This is a genomic window from Streptomyces sp. NPDC014727 (assembly GCF_043083485.1).
In the GTDB taxonomy this organism is placed as follows: domain Bacteria; phylum Actinomycetota; class Actinomycetes; order Streptomycetales; family Streptomycetaceae; genus Streptomyces.
Window position 1 is genome coordinate 23076 of the sequence record NZ_JBIBYR010000001.1, and the last position, 18507, is coordinate 41582.

The 18507-nt window shown below is 70.7% G+C and carries 12 protein-coding genes and 3 tRNA genes; 9 read left to right on the forward strand and 6 right to left on the reverse strand.

Annotation, left to right across the window (positions count from 1 at the left end):
- Positions 1–149 precede the first annotated feature (149 nt).
- The 3 genes from ACF1B9_RS00105 to ACF1B9_RS00115 all read left to right on the forward strand — a co-directional run bounded on the left by ACF1B9_RS00105 (position 150) and on the right by ACF1B9_RS00115 (position 4894).
- Complete coding sequence (locus ACF1B9_RS00105) at positions 150–1409, forward strand: NAD(P)/FAD-dependent oxidoreductase (RefSeq protein WP_391742256.1); 1260 nt, start codon at positions 150–152, stop codon at positions 1407–1409.
- 183 nt (positions 1410–1592) lie between these two features.
- The gene (gene dnaG / locus ACF1B9_RS00110; RefSeq protein ID WP_391742254.1) at positions 1593–3500 is read left to right on the forward strand and encodes a DNA primase; all 1908 of its coding nucleotides are present in this window, start codon (positions 1593–1595) and stop codon (positions 3498–3500) included.
- 275 nt (positions 3501–3775) lie between these two features.
- Positions 3776–4894, forward strand: a complete 1119-nt coding sequence (locus ACF1B9_RS00115; RefSeq protein WP_391742302.1) for an RNA polymerase sigma factor — start codon at positions 3776–3778, stop codon at positions 4892–4894.
- A gap of 224 nt (positions 4895–5118) precedes the next feature.
- Here ACF1B9_RS00115 and ACF1B9_RS00120 read toward each other — a convergent pair whose 3' ends face one another.
- The 4 genes from ACF1B9_RS00120 to ACF1B9_RS00135 form a co-directional block, all read right to left on the reverse strand.
- Complete coding sequence (locus ACF1B9_RS00120) at positions 5119–7050, reverse strand: ABC transporter ATP-binding protein (protein ID WP_391742252.1); 1932 nt, start codon at positions 7048–7050, stop codon at positions 5119–5121.
- A complete protein-coding gene (locus tag ACF1B9_RS00125; protein WP_391742251.1) occupies positions 7050–8783 on the reverse strand; it encodes an ABC transporter ATP-binding protein in 1734 nt (577 codons plus the stop codon). The genes ACF1B9_RS00120 and ACF1B9_RS00125 overlap by 1 nt, the downstream gene beginning before the upstream one ends.
- Before the next feature lie 169 nt (positions 8784–8952).
- Positions 8953–10398 carry an FGGY family carbohydrate kinase gene (locus tag ACF1B9_RS00130; protein ID WP_391742250.1) on the reverse strand — a complete coding sequence of 482 codons (1446 nt, stop codon included), beginning with the start codon at positions 10396–10398 and terminating at the stop codon, positions 8953–8955.
- A gap of 126 nt (positions 10399–10524) precedes the next feature.
- Entirely contained in the window at positions 10525–10824 is a 300-nt protein-coding gene (locus tag ACF1B9_RS00135) for a YtxH domain-containing protein (RefSeq protein ID WP_391742248.1), read from the reverse strand.
- A 193-nt stretch (positions 10825–11017) separates the two neighbouring features.
- Here ACF1B9_RS00135 and ACF1B9_RS00140 point away from each other — a divergent pair.
- The 6 genes from ACF1B9_RS00140 to ACF1B9_RS00165 all read left to right on the forward strand — a co-directional run bounded on the left by ACF1B9_RS00140 (position 11018) and on the right by ACF1B9_RS00165 (position 15537).
- Positions 11018–11090: transfer RNA gene (locus ACF1B9_RS00140), tRNA-Asn, on the forward strand.
- 5 nt (positions 11091–11095) lie between these two features.
- Positions 11096–11168, forward strand: a tRNA-Asn gene (locus ACF1B9_RS00145).
- A gap of 233 nt (positions 11169–11401) precedes the next feature.
- Positions 11402–11475, forward strand: a tRNA-Ile gene (locus ACF1B9_RS00150).
- 467 nt (positions 11476–11942) lie between these two features.
- Positions 11943–12140: a hypothetical protein gene (locus ACF1B9_RS00155; protein WP_391742246.1), complete on the forward strand. Its 198-nt coding sequence runs from the start codon at positions 11943–11945 to the stop codon at positions 12138–12140.
- 127 nt (positions 12141–12267) lie between these two features.
- Positions 12268–14151, forward strand: a complete 1884-nt coding sequence (locus ACF1B9_RS00160; RefSeq protein WP_391742300.1) for an ABC transporter ATP-binding protein — start codon at positions 12268–12270, stop codon at positions 14149–14151.
- Between the two features lie 111 nt (positions 14152–14262).
- Entirely contained in the window at positions 14263–15537 is a 1275-nt protein-coding gene (locus ACF1B9_RS00165; protein ID WP_391742244.1) for an MFS transporter, read from the forward strand.
- Between the two features lie 3 nt (positions 15538–15540).
- Here ACF1B9_RS00165 and ACF1B9_RS00170 read toward each other — a convergent pair whose 3' ends face one another.
- The gene (locus tag ACF1B9_RS00170) at positions 15541–16902 is read right to left on the reverse strand and encodes a carboxyl transferase domain-containing protein (protein WP_391742242.1); all 1362 of its coding nucleotides are present in this window, start codon (positions 16900–16902) and stop codon (positions 15541–15543) included.
- Complete coding sequence (locus tag ACF1B9_RS00175) at positions 16895–18355, reverse strand: acyl-CoA synthetase (RefSeq protein WP_391742299.1); 1461 nt, start codon at positions 18353–18355, stop codon at positions 16895–16897. Before ACF1B9_RS00175 ends, ACF1B9_RS00170 begins: the two co-directional genes overlap by 8 nt.
- Positions 18356–18507: the final 152 nt, after the last annotated feature.

Genomic DNA, 18507 nt, shown 5'->3' on the forward strand with positions numbered 1-18507 from the left:
GGTTCGTCCGCGACCCTGTCCGCGAGCCGCGCGGACTTGCCTGTGACCACTGGGTGTGACCTGATCGGTGTACACCCTCTTTCGCCATCACGCTGCGTGCGGGACGCTCGCAGTCGGGCCCCGCGCAGCAAGCACCGAGGAGGCAACAAGTGGTCGACGCACATCGGACGTTCGTCATCGTCGGCGGAGGACTGGCAGGAGCCAAGGCGGCCGAGACGCTCCGGGCGGAGGGTTTCAGCGGCCGGGTGATCCTCCTCGGCGATGAACGCGATCATCCGTACGAACGGCCGCCGCTCTCCAAGGGCTATCTGTGCGGCAAGGAGGAGCGGGACAGCGTCTTCGTCCACGAGACCGCCTGGTACGCGGCCGCCGACATCGAGCTCCACCTGGGCCAGCCCGTCACCGCCCTCGACCGGCATGCCCGCTCCGTACAGCTCGGCGACGGCACCGTCGTCCACTACGACAAGCTGCTGCTCGCCACCGGGGCCGAGCCGCGCCGCCTGCCCATTCCGGGTACGGACCTGGCCGGTGTCCACCATCTGCGCCGGCTGGCCCACGCCGACCGGCTGCGCAACGTACTGACCACCCTCGGCCGCGACAACGGCCACCTGGTGATCGCCGGGGCGGGCTGGATCGGCCTGGAGGTCGCGGCGGCGGCGCGCGGGTACGGAGCCGAGGTCACCGTCGTCGACCCGGAGCCGACCCCGTTGCACCATGTCGTCGGCCCCGAGCTCGGCCAGATCTTCACCGATCTGCACACCGACCACGGGGTCCGCTTCCACTTCGGCATCCGCCTCACCGAGATCATCGGCCAGGACGGCCTGGTCCTCGCGGTCCGCACCGACGACGGCGAGGAGCACCCCGCCCACGACGTGCTCGCGGCGATCGGTGCCGCCCCCCGTACCGCGCTGGCCGAAGCCGCGGGGCTCGCCATGGCCGCGCGCAAGGACGGCGGAGGCATCGCCGTCGACGCCTCCCTGCGCACCTCCGACCCGCACATCTTCGCGGCCGGTGACGTCGCCAACATGGCCCATCCACTGCTCGGCGTCCGGCTGCGCGTGGACCACTGGGCGAACGCGCTGCACAGCGGCCCGGCGGCGGCCCTCGCCATGCTCGGCAAGGAGGTCGGCTACGACCGGGTGCCGTACTTCTTCTCCGACCAGTACGACCTCGGTCTCGAATACTCGGGCTGGGCGCCTCCGGGCAGCTACGACCAGGTGGTCATCCGCGGCGACGCGGGTAAGCGCGAGTTCATCGCCTTCTGGCTGAAGGACCGCCGGGTGCTGGCCGGGATGAACGTCAACGTGTGGGACGTCACCGAGGACGTGCAGCAACTGGTCCGGTCCGGCCGGCAGATCGATCCGGACGCGCTGGCGGACCCGTCGGTACCACTGGCCGCCCTGAGCTGAACCCCGGAACCGGGCCGGACCGCGCCGGGCGGGCCGGGACAGGACAACGCCCGGCCGCCTCGTCGGTGGTCCCGGACGGGAGCGTCCGGCCGTACCGCACGCGGCAGGCGCTCTCGCCCCCGGGTTCCCCGGATCGCATCGGCACGCTGCACGGCTGTCGTACCCCACCCGTAGACTTCACCCGTGGCAGGCAGGATCAATGACGACGACGTGAAGGCGGTGCGGGACGCGGTCCCGATCGACGCCGTCGTTTCCGAGTATCTCCAGCTGCGCAACGCGGGCGGTGGCAACCTCAAGGGGCTCTGCCCGTTCCACGACGAGAAGTCCCCCTCCTTCCAGGTCAGCCCGAGCAAGGGTCTCTTCCACTGCTTCGGCTGCCAGGAGGGCGGTGACACGATCGCCTTCGTGATGAAGATCGACCATCTCTCGTTCTCCGAGACGGTCGAGCGGCTCGCCGCCAAGGCGGGCATCACCCTGCGCTACGAGGAGGGCGGGTACAACCCCTCCCACCAGCGCGGTGAGCGCATCCGGCTGGTCGAGGCGCACAAGGTGGCCGCCCAGTTCTATGCCGAGCAGCTGGACAGCCCCGAGGCGGAGATCGGCCGCACGTTCCTCGCCGAGCGCGGCTTCGACCAGGCGGCGGCCGCCCATTTCGGTGTCGGCTACAGCCCGGCGGGCTGGGACCACCTCACCCGCTATCTGCGCGGCAAGGGCTTCAGCGACAAGGAGCTGATCACCTCCGGCCTCTCGCAGGACGGCAGGCGCGGCCCGATCGACCGCTTCCGCGGCCGGCTGATGTGGCCGATCAGCGACACCTCCGGCGATGTCGTCGGCTTCGGCGCCCGCAAGCTGCGCGACGACGACAACGGACCGAAGTACCTCAACACCCCCGAGACCGCGATCTACAAGAAGTCCCAGGTGCTGTACGGCATCGACCTGGCGAAGAAGGACATCGCGAAGGCCAGCAGGGCCGTGGTCGTCGAGGGTTACACCGACGTCATGGCCTGCCATCTCGCCGGGATCACCACCGCCATCGCCACTTGCGGCACGGCCTTCGGCAGCGACCACATCAAGATCCTGCGCCGCCTCCTGATGGACAACGGCAGCGCCCGGGTGATCTTCACCTTCGACGGTGACGCGGCCGGACAGAAGGCTGCCCTGCGTGCCTTCGAGGACGACCAGAAGTTCGCCGCCGAGACGTACATCGCGATCGCCCCGGACAACATGGACCCGTGCGATCTGCGCCTGGTCAAGGGTGACGAGGCCGTTCGCGACCTGGTCGAACCCCGTACCCCGCTCTTCGAGTTCGCGCTCCGCCAGATCGTCGGCCGGTACGACCTGGAGACCCCGGCGGGCCGCGGTGCCGCGCTCGACGAGGCGGCGCCCGTCGTCGCCCGGATCAAGAACAGCTCCTCGCAGCACGAGGTGGCCGTCCAGCTGGCCGGCATGCTCGGCATCCTGGACACCCAGTTCGTGGTCAAGCGCGTCGGCCAGCTCGCCCGCTGGGCCCGCGAGCGGGGTGACCAGCGGGGCGCCGCGCAGGCCCCGCCCCGCGGCGGCCCCCGGCACGAGCAGGTCCAGGCGCCGACCGCCCCCTCCGGCCCCGCCCTCAACCTCCGCAGCCCCGCCCACCGCACCGAGCGCGAGCTGCTGAAGCTCGCCCTGCAGAAACCCGCTCTCGTCTCACCGGCCTTCGACGCCTACGGGGTCGACGAGTTCACCGCCCCGCCGTACGCCAGGGTCCGGCAGTGCATCGCGGAGGCGGGCGGCGCCGAGATGGGCGTCCCCGAGACCCGCGAGTACCTGGTCCAGGTCCTGGACGCGGCCCCCGACGACACGGTGCGCAATCTGGTCACCGAGCTGGCCGTCGAGGTCTTCCACGGCAAGAGCATCGACGAGACCTACGCGGGCATGCAGCTCGTCCAGGTCCGGCTGCGCGCCGTCGACCGACGGATCAACGACGTCCAGGGCAGCCTCGCCCGCCTCGGCAGCAATGTGGCCCCCGACCAGCTGGCCGCCGCGCAGAACGAGGTCTGGGTCCTCCAGCAGTACGCCGAGTCGCTGCGCAACAACGGCGCCGACGCGCTCTGACCCGGGGTCCGGGCGAGGTTTCGGCGGCGCCGCGGTGACGGCGCACCGGGCGCGTTCGGCCGTCGCTGCGTCATCCGTCGCCGGGCGGGCTCGAAACTCCCGCCCCTCCCCGTCCGCGTAACCGCTCGGTCACGGACCGGACTCAGAAAGTCCCCGCACGCCCCTCGTGGCAGCGAGGCGTCTTCCCCCACACTGGGGGGCGGCGCCTGAGTCATCGGAGCGCGGCCGGTCCACCGGACCGTGGTCCGCCATCCCCGCGATCCGGCAGCGATCACCTGGAGGTCGCCCCCGTGCAGACCCGGACCCTGACCGAAACCGAGCCTGTCTCGGCCATCCCCGCGCAGAACCGGGCCGTGCGTCATCCGGAGGCCGTGGTGGAGCCGCAGAAACCGTCCGACCTCCCCGACCCACCCGAGGCACTCATGGAGGAGCCACCGGAGGCGCCCGACCCCCCGGAGCCGCGGGGCCGACCGGAGACGGCCGGTCCGTCCTCCGATCTCTTCCGCCAGTATCTGCGGGAGATCGGCCGGATCCCGCTGCTCACCGCCGCCGACGAGGTGGAGCTCGCCCGCCGGGTCGAGGCGGGTCTCTTCGCCGAGGAACGGCTCGCGAGCACTCCGGACCCGGACAGCCGGCTGGCCGTCGACCTGGACCGGTTGGTGGTCATGGGGCGGATGGCGAAGCGCCGGCTCATCGAGGCCAACCTCCGCCTCGTCGTCTCCGTCGCCAAACGCTATGTCGGCCGCGGGCTGACCATGCTCGATCTGGTCCAGGAGGGAAACCTCGGACTCATCAGGGCGGTCGAGAAGTTCGACTACGCCCGGGGGTACAAGTTCTCGACGTACGCGACGTGGTGGATCCGCCAGGCCATGTCCCGCGCCCTCGCCGACCAGGCGCGGACCATACGGGTCCCGGTCCATGTCGTCGAACTCATCAACCGTGTCGTACGGGTCCAGCGCCGGGTGCTCCAGGAGCGTGGCTACGAGCCGACGCCCGAGGAGGTCGCCGACCAGCTCGACCTCACCGCGGAGCGAGTCGGTGAAGTCCTGCGGCTCGCCCAGGAACCCGTCTCGCTGCACGCCCCGGTCGGCGAGGAGGAGGACGTCGCGCTCGGCGATCTGATCGAGGACGGCGATGCCGCGTCCCCGGTCGAGTCCGCCGCGTTCCTGCTGCTGCGCGAACATCTGGAAGCGGTGCTCTCCACCCTCAACGAGCGTGAGCGCAAGGTGGTCCAGCTGCGCTACGGGCTGGCCGACGGGCGGCCCCGCACGCTTGAGGAGATCGGCAGGATCTTCGGCGTGACACGCGAACGCATCCGCCAGATCGAGTCCAAGACTCTCAACAAGCTGCGGGACCACGCCTTCGCCGACCAACTGCGCGGCTACCTCGACTGACCGGGCACCGTGGACGGACGGGACGGCTCCGTGGAGCCGCCGCCCGGGAGCGGACGGCCCGTCACCCACCGTCGTCCGAAAGCGTCGTGGCGGCCACCGTCCTTACGAGCTGGTGCACGACAGCGAGTGGGCTCCCGGCGACCGACGGGTTCGCGGTCGGCCCCGGACGAAAGGGCCCGTACCGCCGAGCGGCGGTACGGGCCCCGTCACGTGCCGCGCTCGCGTCAGTCGACCTCGGCGACCGCCTGCGCGAACTGCGCCGAATACAGCCGGGCGTACGCGCCCTCGGCATCCAGCAGCTCGTCGTGCGTGCCCTGTTCGACGATCGAGCCGTTCTCCATCACCAGGATGACGTCGGCGTCCCGGATGGTGGAGAGCCGGTGCGCGATCACAAAGCTCGTACGGCCGTGAGCCAGGCGCGCCATCGCCTTCTGGATCAGCACCTCGGTACGGGTGTCGACGGAGCTCGTCGCCTCGTCGAGCACGAGTATCACCGGGTCGGACAGGAACGCCCGCGCGATGGTGATGAGCTGCTTCTCGCCCGCGCTGACACCGGAGCCCTCGTCGTCGATCACCGTGTCGTAACCGTCCGGCAGGGTACGGATGAAGCGGTCGGCGTGGGCCGCCTTCGCCGCCTCCTCGATCTCCTCCCGGCTGACCTCGCGCGAAGCGCCGTACGCGATGTTCTCCGCGATGGACCCGCCGAACAGCCAGGTGTCCTGGAGGACCATGCCGATCCCCGCGCGCAGGTCGTCGCGCGACATGTTCGTCACGTCGACCCCGTCGAGGGTGATCCGGCCGCCCGTCACCTCGTAGAACCGCATCAGCAGATTGACGAGCGTGGTCTTGCCGGCGCCGGTCGGGCCGACGATCGCGACCGTGTGACCCGGCTCGACGTTCAGCGAAAGGTTCTCGATGAGCGGCTTCTCCGGGTCGTAACGGAACGACACCTTCTCCAGCGAGACGCTGCCCCGCAGCTCCTCGGGGCGCTCGCCCGTGCCCGGAGCGGGGTCGGCTCCCTGCTCCTCGGCGTCCAGCAGCTCGAAGATCCGCTCGGACGAGGCGACACCCGACTGCACCAGGTTCGCCATCGAGGCGACCTGGGTCAGCGGCATCGAGAACTGCCGCGAGTACTGGATGAACGCCTGCACATCACCGATCGACAGTGATCCCGAAGCGACCCGCAGACCACCGACGACGGCGATCAGGACATAGTTCAGGTTGGAGACGAACATCATCAGCGGCTGCATGATCCCGCTGTTGAACTGCGCCTTGAAGCCCGCCTCGTACAGCGCTTCGTTCTGCTCGGCGAAGTCCTTCGCGGACTCCTCCTGCCGGCCGAAGACCTTCACCAGAGTGTGCCCGGTGTACATCTCCTCGATATGGGCGTTGAGCTTGCCCGTCACCTTCCACTGCTGCACGAACTGCGGCTGCGACCGCTTGCCGACCTTCGCGGCCACGACGACCGACAGCGGCACCGTCACCAGCGCGACCAGCGCCAGCAGCGGCGAGACCCAGAACATCATGATCAGCACGCCGACGATGGTGAGCAGGGAGTTGATGAGCTGACCCATCGTCTGCTGCATCGTCTGGGAGATGTTGTCGATGTCGTTCGTCGCCCGGCTGAGCACCTCGCCGCGCTTGGCCTGGTCGAAGTAGGACAGCGGCAGCCGCGAGAGCTTCGTCTGGATGTCCTCACGCAGCTGGAACACGAGCCGGTTGATGATCCGGATCGACAGCCTGGTGGCCACCAGCATGAGCAGCCCCGCACCGACGTAGACCGCCAGCGCCACCAGCAGGACGTCTCCGACCGCGCCGAAGTCGATGCCGTGACCGGGGACGAAGTCCACCCCGGAAAGCATGTCGGCGAGGCCGCTGTTGGTCTTGCGCAGGCCCTCCACGGCCTGCTCCTTCGTCGTGCCGTCGGGCATCTGCCGGCCGATGACCCCGGCGAACACCAGGTCGGTCGCCCTGCCGAGGATCTTCGGCCCGACCACCGAGAGACCGACGCTGAGCACGCAGGCCGCGAGCATCGCGTACAGCGACGTCCTCTCCTTGGCGAAGCGCTTCAGCAGCCGCTTCGAGGACCCCTTGAAGTCCATGGACCGGTCGGTCGGAGCCCCGCCCGCCATCATGCGTCCGCCAGGCCCGGCCATTACGCGGCCTCCGCTTCCGTCAGCTGGGAGAGCACGATCTCCCGATATGTTTCATTGCCGTCCATCAGCTCGTGATGGGTGCCGGAGCCGACGACCCGGCCCTCGTCCAGCACCAGGATGCGGTCGGCGTCACGGATGGTGGACACCCGCTGGGCCACGATCACCACGGTCGCCTCGGCCGTCTCCTGCGAGAGCGCCCCGCGCAGCGCGGCATCGGTCGCGTAGTCGAGCGCGGAGAACGAGTCGTCGAAGAGATAGATCTCCGGCCGCTGCACCAGCGTCCTGGCGATCGACAGACGCTGGCGCTGCCCGCCGGAGACATTGGTGCCGCCCTGCGCGATCGGCGCGTGCAGGCCGTGCTCCAGCTCCTGGACGAACTCCTTGGCCTGCGCGACCTCCAGCGCGTGCCACAGCTCCTCGTCGGTGGCGTCCGGGTTTCCGTACCGAAGATTCGTCGCCACCGTCCCGGAGAACAGATACGGCTTCTGCGGAACGAGACTCACGGTCTTCGCCAGCAGCGCCGGGTCCAGCGTCCGTACGTCCGTGCCGTCGACCAGCACCTGACCGTCCGTCACGTCGAACAGGCGCGGTACGAGCCCGAGCAGTGTCGACTTCCCGCTGCCCGTCGACCCGATGATCGCGGTGGTCTCGCCGGGACGGGCCACCAGATCCACCGACCGCAGCACCGGCTCCTCGGCGCCCGGGTAGCGGAAGTCCGCGCCGCGGACCTCCAGATGGCCGTGGGCGCGCAGTTCGCGGACCGGCTCGACGGGCGCAACGACGCTCGACTCGGTCTCCAGGACCTCTTGGACGCGCTCGGCGCAGACCTCGGCGCGCGGCACCATCATGAACATGAAGGTGGCCATCATGACCGACATGACGATCTGCATCAGGTAGGCGAGGAACGCGGTCAGCGCGCCGATCTCCATGCCGCCGCTGTCGATGCGGTGGGCGCCGAACCAGACCACGGCGATCGACGACACGTTCACGACCGTCATCACGGTGGGGAACATCAGCGCCATCAGCCGGCCGGTGGACAGCGCCACATCGGTCAGCTCGTTGTTGGCACCGCGGAAGCGTTCCTCCTCGTAGCGGTCGCGCACGAACGCGCGGATGACCCGGTTGCCGGTGATCTGCTCGCGCAGTACCCGGTTCACGGTGTCGACCCGCTCCTGCATGGTGCGGAACAGCGGCCGCATCCGCTTGACGATCAGGCTCACCGCGATGCCGAGCACCGGCACCACCGCGAGCAGCACCGCCGACAGCTGGACGTCCTGGCCGAGCGCCATGATGATGCCGCCGACACACATGATCGGCGCCGACACCATCAGCGTGAACGTCATCAGCACCAGCATCTGGATCTGCTGGACGTCATTGGTCGTCCGCGTGATCAGCGAGGGAGCGCCGAACCGTCCGACCTCACGCGCCGAGAACGACTGCACCCGGTCGAAGACCGACGCCCGGACATCACGGCCGAGGGCGGAGGCGGTGCGGGCGCCGTAGTAGACGGCCCCGATGTTGCAGAGCACCTGGGCGATGCTGACGGCGATCATGATGCCGCCGAACTCGAGGATGTACCCCGTGTCCCCCTTGACGACACCGTTGTCGATGATGTCGGCGTTCAGGGTGGGCAGATAGAGGGTGGCGCAGGTCTGCAGGAGTTGGAGGAGGACCAGCAGCAGGATGGGTTTCTTGTACGGACCGAGATAGGCCCGCAGTAGTTTTATGAGCACGCGTGTCTCTCGGAGTCGGCAGAGGTCGGGAGTCGACCCATTTTCCGGCACCGCGCGCTGCGATCGCGAACGTTTTTATTCAAGACCGAGTAAAAAAACAGACCGAGTACACGTGCTGCGGAGCGGCCTCCGTCAGGCGTACCCGGTCGGGTCACCCAGGGTGTGCGGATCAGGACGCGGAGTCGAACGCCCCCGGATGGATCTGGTCCCGCGTCGCCACGTACTGCTGGCGCACCGCCTGCCCGACCGCCAGCTCCTCGCCCGGCTCCAGGACCTGCGCCGCGGCCCCCTGCCAGGCCGGGGGAGTGTGCGGATCGGCCGTCCCCTGGGAGACCCCCAGCGCCCACGCCGCCTGCCGGGCCGCGCCCAGCGCCGCGTACTCGGCGGGCTGCGGCACGACCACCTGTGTGCCGAACAACGCGGGCGCGAGCCCCTGCACGGCGGGCAGCTCGGCCGCCGCCCCCAGCAGGAACACCCGCCGCACCTCCACGCCGCGTCCGCGCAGCACATCGAGCGCGTCGGCCAGCGAGCACAGCATCCCCTCGAACGCCGCCCGCGCCAGATGCTCCGGCCTCATCGATTCGCGCCGCAGCCCGCACAGCGTCCCGGCCGCGTGCGGCAGGTGCGGGGTGCGTTCGCCCTCCAGATACGGCAGGAGTACGAGCCCGGAGGCGCCCGGCGTCGACTTCAGCGCCAGCGCGGACAGCTCCTCCAGCCCCTCCGCGCCCAGCATCTCGGCGGTCCCGCGCAGCGCGCGCACGGCGTTCGACGTGTGCACCACCGGCAGATGCATCCCGGTCGCGTCCGCGAACGAGGTGATCATTCCGTTCGGATCGGAGAGCGCCTCGTGGTGCACCGCCATGACCGAACCCGAAGCGCCCAGCGACACCACCGCGTCGCCGACCCCGACCCCCAGCCCGAAAGCCGCCGCCATCGTCTCGCCGGTCCCCGCGGAGATCAGCAGCCCCTCGGGCGTCGTCCCGGCCGTGTCTGAGGGGCCGAGCACCTCGGGCAGCGCGGCCTGGTGGCCGAGCGCGAGCTCCACCAGGTCGGGCCGGTAGGCGCCGCCGCCCGCCGACCAGTAACCGGTGCCGGACGCGGCACCCCGGTCGGTGGTCCGCCGGACCGGCCGCCCCAGCAACTGCCACACCAGCCAGTCGTGCGGCTGCAGCACCGAGGCCACGCGCCGGGCCGCCTCCGGCTCGGTCCGCGCCAGCCAGCGCAGCTTGGACACCGGCTGCGCGGCCTGCGGCACCGTCCCGACCGCCTCGGCCCAGGGCTGCCGCCCGCCGAGCGCGTCGATCAGGTCGGCGGCGGCGACCTGGGCCCGCTTGTCGTTGCCGAGCAGCGCCGGACGCACGAGGTTGCCCTGGTGGTCGAGCGGCACCAGACCGTGCTGCTGCGCGGAGACACCGATGGCCTGCACGCCTTCGAGCAGCCCGTCGGTGGCGGCCTCACCCAGCGAGAGCAGCCATGCCTGCGGGTCGACCTCGGTGGCCTTCGCCTCGACGGGGTGTGCGGCGTACCCCCGGCGCAGCACGGCGCCCGTGTCCGTATCGCAGACCACGATGTGCGTGAAGGCGGAAGAACTGTCCAAGCCGGCGACTATGCCCATGCCCAAGATTCTGCCGCACCGCCGGAGCTTTTCCGTACCGGTGGTGCGGCAGTGGGCGGACGGGTCCGGCGTCCCGGCGGGGCGCGGTGCCGCACCCCGCGGGCCCGGCAGGATCCGGAAGAGGCCCTATGTGTTGCTGGTGCCCCAGTCGTCCTCGCCGTTCCGGCCGCGCTCCCGCAGGGAGCGCACCCGGTCGGTCACCGAGGCGGGCACCTTCTCGCCGACCTTGTCGCTCACCGCGCGGTACGCCTTGCCGGCCAGATCACGGCTGCTCCGTGCCGCGGACTCGGCGGTGTTGCGCACGGCCGGATTCTGGGCGAACTGGCGTGCGGACTTCTTCATCTGCTCGTAGCGCTCGCGCCCGGCCCGCGTGCCGATCACGTATCCGAGAGCCAGTCCGGCGATGAACGTGAGCCGGTACCGCATGGCTGCCACCCTTCCTTGCTCAGTGCGACGCTCAGTCTGACGTGTGCTGCCCGCCTACCCGCGGGCACCCAGGATCACCCCCGGGCGATACCGATTGGCAAAGCACCCCCCTGCTTGCGCTAATGTATGTGTCGCAGCGAACGCGCGCCGCCCGGCAGAGCCAGGCAGGTAGGGTTCGGTGCAAAAGCAGCAATCCCCTGTAGCTCAATTGGCAGAGCAGCCGGCTGTTAACCGGCAGGTTACTGGTTCGAGTCCAGTCGGGGGAGCGCGATCCCCTGTAGCTCAATTGGCAGAGCATTCGGCTGTTAACCGGAGGGTTACTGGTTCGAGTCCAGTCGGGGGAGCGGAACGGAAGAGGACCCTACGGGGTCCTCTTTCGCGTGCCCGCGGCTGCCCGTCTCCGTGGTGCGGGTGGGGTTCACGTGACTCTTTCGCGTGTACTTCGCGCCATCCGGAACCGGGCAGGGGGCGATGCGGTCTTCATGGTCAGGTGAAGCCGACCATCCGGAGCGAGAGATCGTATGACCGGCTATGCTGCGGCAGACGGCGCGCACACTTGTACGCGCCACGCCGAAAAGGGGCGGTAGCTCAGCCGGTTAGAGCAGCGGACTCATAATCCGTCGGCCGTGGGTTCGAGTCCCACCCGCCCCACTGCCGCTGATCCGGCAGAAACGTTATGACCTGCGCGTACGCAGGGGACAGGGCCCTCATGGATTCCATGGGGGCCCTCACCATAGCCCTGGAGCAGGATCACGTGGCCGCGCCGCGTCCCGGCGGGTCGTCAGCTCGGTCTCTCGCGCCGTCAGGGCTTGTGCGGGCAGCCTCCATTGCGTGCGACGGGTGTGGCCGCAATGGGCCGTCGCCGCCCTGGCCCCTGTCGCCCGTATCCGTCGTGCGCCGCCCGTCGCCCGCAACCTTCACACGAGGAATCCGGCCACCTCCTGGTGAGGTGTTCGTGGAGTCACTCATGGCAACGCTCTGGAGGTTTGCGGCATTTCGTGAGCTTTATCCGAATTACGGCTTCTACGACTTGTTGGTCGTGGGGGGTCGTCGTAGGGTCGGAAGTGCCGCAGCAAGAACAAGGCGCGGCACAGCGACATCCTCCAAAGGAGGCGAAGATGAAGGTCAGCAACATCTTCGACCACGGTGGCAGGGGCCGCGGCGGACGCGGCGGACGCGGCGATTACGGCGACTTCGGTCGTGGCGGACGCGGCGGACGCGGCGGACGTGGCGGACGTGGCTACGGCGACTTCGGCCGTGGCGGACGCGGTTACGGCGACTTCGGTCGTGGCGGACGCGGCGGGGGCTACTACTGACCCGACACCCCTGACTCCATCCCCAAAAGGGGGCCGACCCGTGCCCGGGCGCGGGTCGGCCCCGCATTTTGGGGTCCACGCCTATGGAGATGGTCCATAGTCCGAGCACCTCTGTGACGTGACGCCCATGCGCCTGCGCAGCTCGCTTCCGGGCCCAGTGCCCCCCGAGGAGACTTCTCAGGAGTCGGTGACGGACGTACCGATCCGCACCGACCCCATCAGCGTTCTGGTGGCGTTCCGGCGCTTCTGGCCTCTGACCAGGGGTGACCGGCGCTGGCTCGTCCTCATCTTCCTGTGTGCCGTCCTGGCGGCCATCGCCGAGACCATCACCGTTCTGCTCTTTGCCCAACTCACCGACTCCGCTCTGCAGAAGGGCTCGGTCAGCGCCTTCTGGAAACCTGCCGGTCAGTGGCTCGCCGTGGCAGTCGTCGGCGCGGTGGTGGGATATCTGGGCCACTCGGCCGCGGCCTGGGTCGCCGAACGGTTCGTGCTACGTCTGAGGGCCCGTGTCTTCAGCCATCTCCAGACGCTCCCGCCGCACTTCTACCAACGCAATCGCCGGGGTGACCTGGTGGAGCGGCTGACGGGTGACGTGGAGGCCATCGAGGCGCTCGTGGTCTCCGGCATCGTCGGGGCGGCCTCGGCCGTGTTCAGCACGCTCTTCTACGCCGCCGCCGCTCTGTGGCTGCGCTGGGATCTGGCTCTCGCCACCTTCGTGATGGTGCCGCTCTTCTGGTTCACGACCCGTCGATTCGCCGGCCCGCTGCGCGCGGTCTCCCGGCGGGGCCGCGCGGCGGACGGTGCCATCACGGCGGTGGTCGAGGAGACCTTGGTCAACGTCGTCATGACCCAGGCGTACAACCGGCAGCAGGACGAGGAGGCGCGGCTCCTCAGCAAGGCGCGTATCCGGCTGAAGGCGGCGGTGAAGGCCGTCCGCCTCACCGAGTTGTACGAGCAACTGGTCGAAGTCCTCGAAACTTTGTGCGTCCTGACCATCATCGGCCTGGGGGCGTGGGAGATCGCCGCAGGACGGATGACCCTCGGGCAGCTCCTGGCGTTCGCCGCCTTCATCGGCTACCTCTATCCGCCGATCCGCTCCCTGGGCCAGCTCGGTCTGACGGCCACTGCCGCGACCGCGGGAGCCGAACGGCTGCTGGAGATCCTCGACGCCCGGCCCGCCGTCACCGATCCGGCCGCCTCCGTGCCCGCCCCGCCCCGCGGCCGCGCGCGCGGCGAGGTGGAGGCGAGAGAGGTCCTCTTCCACTACCCCGACAGCACCGAACCGGTGCTCCAGGACCTCTCGTTCACCGCGAGCCCGGGAGAGTTGCTGGTCATCACCGGCCCCAGCGGCGCCGGTAAGTCCACCCTGGCGGCTCTGTTGCTGAGGTTCTACGACCCGGACTCCGGCAGCATCCGGCTGGACGGTGTGCCGGTGGACCGGCTGCCGCTGCCCCACCTGCGTCGCAACATCACGCTGCTGCCCCAGGACACGCTCGTCCTGCACGACACCATCGAGGAGAACATCGGTTGCGGGCGTGCCGATGTGAGCCACCGTGACGTCGTGGAGGCCGCGAAAGCGGCCGACGCCCACGAGTTCATCCGCGCTTTGCCGGAGGGATATGACACCGTCATCTCCACAGGTACCTCACGGCTGTCCGGGGGCCAGCTGCAGCGCATCGCGATCGCCCGCGCCATGCTGCGCGACGCGCCCGTCCTCCTCCTCGACGAACCCACCACCGGACTGGACAGACTGGCCGCGCAGCGGATCGTCGCCCCGCTGCGGCGTCTCGCCGAAGGGCGCACCACCATCGTGATCACACACGATCTGGCCCTCGCCGCGGACGCCGACCGCATCCTGGTGCTGGATGAGGGACGCCTGGTGGAGTCGGGCACGCACACCCAACTCCTGGGCCGGAAGGGGGTGTACGCCACTCTGTTCGAGCGCCGTGCCCAACCTGCGAACGGCACGGTGTACCAGCCCGTCCGCCCGACGGGAATCCACTGGCGGTAGCCGGATCGGAGCGGCCCGAAGCGCGTGGGCGGCCGCATCTCCTGACGGGAAGGACGGCCGGGGACGGCCGGTACCCGATGGTGGCCGGACCGCCGGTCGTTACCATCCGCTGTGACAGAAACAGCCGAGACAGCCGAAGAACCCCTGCGCCGCGCACGCATACTCGCCGATCTGACACCCCTGCGGACCTCCGCCGACTACCGGCGGCTCTGGTTCGGGAACACGGTCTCCTGGATCGGGCAGGGGATGACGGCGCTCGCCGTGTCGCTCCAGGTCTACGACATCACCGGGTCCGCCTTCTCGGTGGGGCTCATCGGGTTCTGTTCGTTCCTGCCGATGGTCGTCTTCGGGCTGTACGGCGGTGCGGTCGCCGACACCATCGACCGGCGCAAGCTGGGGCTGGCCAGCTCCGCGGGGTCGTTCGTGCTCTCCGTCGCACTGGTCGCCGCCACCGTCGCCGGGGTGGAACAGGTGGGGCTGCTGTACGTGGTCGTGGCCCTGCAGGCGGCCTGCTTCGCGGTCAACGCACCGGCCCGCAGTTCGATGATCGCCCGGCTGCTGCCGGCCGAGCAGCTGCCCGCCGCCAACGCGCTCACCTCCATGACCAGCACCACCGGAACACTGGTCGGACCGATGCTCGGCGGGATCGTCGTCGGCTGGTGGGGGTACCGGGCCGCGTACACCGTCGACGCCATCACCTTCACCGCCTCGCTGTACGCGATGTGGCGGCTGCCCTCGATGCTCCCGCAGCGCGAGGAGGGCGCGGGCGACAAGCGGGCGTCCGTCGCGGACGGGCTGCGGTTCCTGGGGGCCAGGCCCAATCTGCGGATGACCTACCTCACCGACCTGTGTGCCATGGTGCTGGCCCATCCCAGGGCGCTGTTCCCCGTGGTCGCCGTCGTCTGGTTCGGCGGGGACGCGAAGACCACCGGGCTGCTGGTCGCCGCTCCGGCGCTGGGGGCGCTGCTCGGTGGGATCTTCTCCGGCTGGCTGGGACGCGTCCGCCGCCACGGACTCGCCGTGCTCATCGCCGTCGCCTGCTGGGGCACCGCCATCGCGGTCTTCGGGCTGACCCGCCAGCTCTGGCTCGGGCTGATCCTCCTGGCGCTCGCCGGATGCGCGGACAACACCTCGATGGTCTTCCGGAACACCATGCTCCAGGCGGCCGTTCCGGACGAGATGCGAGGACGGCTGCAGGGCGTGTTCATCGTTGTCGTGGCGGGCGGACCGAGGCTCGGGGACTTCGTGGCCGGATCGGTCGCCGATCTGACCACGCCCGGCGTGGCGGTGACCGGCGGCGGGATCGCGTGTGTCGTCGCCGTGGCACTGCTGGGGCTGCGGTGGCGCGGGTTCGCGCGGTACGACGCGAAGAACCCGCAGCCCTGAGGCTCAGTCCCGCGACGGCCGGGGTCCCACGACGCTCCGGGCGATGCCCAGTTCCACCAGGTCCTGGGGGCGAAGCCGCAGTTGGTCGGCGGTGGCACGCACCTCGCCCGGACCACGCTTCAGGATCGCCGCCGCCAGTTCCGGGGCGATGACCGAGAAATAGCTGTCCCGGGTGACATGGGTCTTCCCCGGTGACGCGAGCGCCAGCGCGCCGCCCGAACCGCCCTCGCCGATCACCAGGGTCGTTATCGGGACCCCGGCCCCGGCGATCGCCGCGAAGGCGTCCGCGATGGCCGCGCCCGCGCCCGCCCGCTCCGCTTCGGCGTCGTTCGCCGCGCCCGGGGTGTCGATCAGGGTGAGCACGGGAACGCCGAGCCGGTCGGCCAGTCGGATCACCCGGGCCGCCGTGCGGTAACCGGCCGGACGGGTCGCGGTGCCGCACTGGGCGACGTACGCGATCGTCCGCCCGTCGCGCCGCCCGAAACCGCAGCGCAGCCCCGGATCCGTCCCACCGCAGCGGTCGCCGCTGAGCGGCAGCAACTGGTCGAAGTACGCGTCCAGATACGCCTCGGCGCGGGGCCGGGAAGGGGAGCGGGCCTGCCGGACCGCGTCCCAGCCGGTCACCGGGAGGTCCGTGGCGCAGAGGGCGTCCGGCACGGGAGCGGGCTCGGGGGCCCGGGTACCGTCGGCGTGGAGCGCCCGCAGCCAGCCGGCCACCGTCCGCGGGAGCTCCGCCCGGGGGACGACCGCGTCGATCTGGCCCGCGGCCAGCTGGCCCTCCGCGGTGTAGGCCTGTGGATCCGCGTCCACGGGCCGCACCCGCGATCCGGCGAACCCGACCTGGGCGCCCGGCAGCGCCAGGATCACATCGGCGCCGGCCCCCAGCGTGGCCCAGCCGCCGCCCGTCGTCGGGTCGCGCAGGACCGCGAGCTGCGCGGGACCGGCCGCCCGCAGCCGTGCCGAGGCGCGGGCCACGCGGTGCAGCTGGGTCAGGGCGACCATGCCCTCCTGCATCCGGCTGCCGCCCGTCGCGATGAGCGAGACCAGCGGAAGTCCCGAGGTCCGGGCGGCCTCGTAGGCGGCCTCCAGCCGGTCCCCGGTGCACCGGCCCAGCGAGCCGCCCAGGAAACCGAACTCGAACGAGACCAGGACACAGCGCATGCCGTCCACGGAGGCCAGGCCGTGGACGACCGACTCCGCCTCGCCGGTACGGGCGGCGGCGCGGGCCAGGGAGTCCGCGTACCCGGCCCAGGAGAGGGGGCCGTCCCCGGCGGTGTCGGGGCCGGGGACGGCGGATGCGGTGAACTCCTCGAACTCGGTGGTGACGGCCGCGATCGCCGCCCGCGCCGTCAGCCGCTCAGACACCGAGCGACCGCTTCATGATCTTGCCCAGGTCGTTGCGGGGCAGCGCCTCCAGATAACGGACCGTACGCGGGCGCTTGTGCGGGGCCAGCTGGGCGGCCACATGGTCCGCGAGTTCGTCCTCGGCCGGGGGAGCGGCGGGGTCGGCCGGCACCACCCAGGCGACGATCCGCTCGCCCAGATCCGAATCCGGCTCACCGGTGACGGCGGCCTCGCGTACGCCCGGGTGATCGAGGAGCGCGTTCTCGATCTCACCGGCGCCGATCTTGTACCCGCCGCTCTTGATCAGATCGGTGGCCTTGCGGCCGACGATCCGTACGTAGCCGTCGGGGTCACGGGTGGCCATGTCCCCCGTCCGGAACCAGCCGTCCCCGGTGAGCGCGGCGGCCGTGGCGTCGGGGCGGTTGAGATAGCCGGTGAAGAGGTTCGGGCCGCGCACCTGGATCTCGCCGATGGCGTCGGGGTCGGTGAGGACGGTGCCGTCCTCCTCGACCAGACGGAGTTCCACGCCGCGCAGGGGCGCGCCGACCGTGCCGGGGCGCGGCTCGCCGTCGGCCCGGACGCCGGTGTTCATCAGGGTCTCCGTCATGCCGTACCGCTCGATGACCCTGCGGCCGGTCGCCGCCGCGATCCGCTCGTGGTCGTGGACCGGCAGCGCGGCCGACCCGGACACCAGCAGCCGGGCCCCGGCCAGTGCCTTCGCCAGCCCGGCCGCACCGGGGCCGGAAGCGTCGAGAGCCTCGGCCAGCCGGTGGTACATGGTCGGTACGCCGAAGAGCATCGTGCCGCCGGACGACAGCTCCCGGGCCACCCCGTCGGTGGAGAACCCGCCCAGGTGCCGCACCGATCCGCCACGGCGCAGCGGCCCGAGCACGCCCAGGATCAGACCGTGCACATGGAACAGCGGCAGGGCGTGGACGAGCACGTCGTCGCCGGTCCACTGCCAGGCGTCCTCCAGCGCGTCCAGCGACGCGGCGATGGCCCGGCGCGGCAGGACCGCCCCCTTGGGCGGCCCCGTGGTCCCGGAGGTGTAGACGATCAGCGCGGGGGACTCGGGGGAGGGCTCGGGGAGCGCGGGGCCATCCCTGCCGTCCGGGGCGGTGTCGACGTCGATGCGGTCCAGGGCGGCCAGCGCGGGCGGGAGCACGTCCCCTGCCCCGGCCAGCACCATGCCCGGTTCGCTGTCGGCCACGATGTGCCCGAGCTCGCGCGTCCCCGTCCTCGGGTTCAGCGGCACCGCCGGCACTCCGGCCCGCAGCGCCGCCACGACGGCGACCACGGTCCCGGGCGTGGGAGTGGCCCAGACGGCGACCCGGCCGGCGCCGGTCAGACGGGCGGCGAGCGCGGCGGAGGCGGTGGCCAGCCGGGCGTACGTCATGGAGTGCTCGCCGAACCGGATGGCCTCCCGGACGGAAGCGTCGGCCGGTACGCACAGGAGAGGAGTCACCCACCGCACCCTAACGACCTCGCCCACGATTGGCAGTGGGCGGCGATCGTGCTCGACGGCCGTATCCACCCCTTCAGTCAGGGGCGGACGGCTGCCGCGGGCCCGCCGGGATGCGCCATGCGAGGCAGTGCCACGGGGTACCGCGGGAGAGCGGGATGCCC

Coding starts and splice junctions, on each gene's coding strand:
- ACF1B9_RS00120 (WP_391742252.1), bottom strand. CDS start 7,050: ATGGCCGGGCCTGGCGGACGCATGATGGCGGGCGGGGCTCCGACCGAC.
- ACF1B9_RS00130 (WP_391742250.1), bottom strand. CDS start 10,398: ATGGGCATAGTCGCCGGCTTGGACAGTTCTTCCGCCTTCACGCACATC.
- ACF1B9_RS00135 (WP_391742248.1), bottom strand. CDS start 10,824: ATGCGGTACCGGCTCACGTTCATCGCCGGACTGGCTCTCGGATACGTG.
- ACF1B9_RS00155 (WP_391742246.1), top strand. CDS start 11,943: ATGAAGGTCAGCAACATCTTCGACCACGGTGGCAGGGGCCGCGGCGGA.
- ACF1B9_RS00160 (WP_391742300.1), top strand. CDS start 12,268: ATGCGCCTGCGCAGCTCGCTTCCGGGCCCAGTGCCCCCCGAGGAGACT.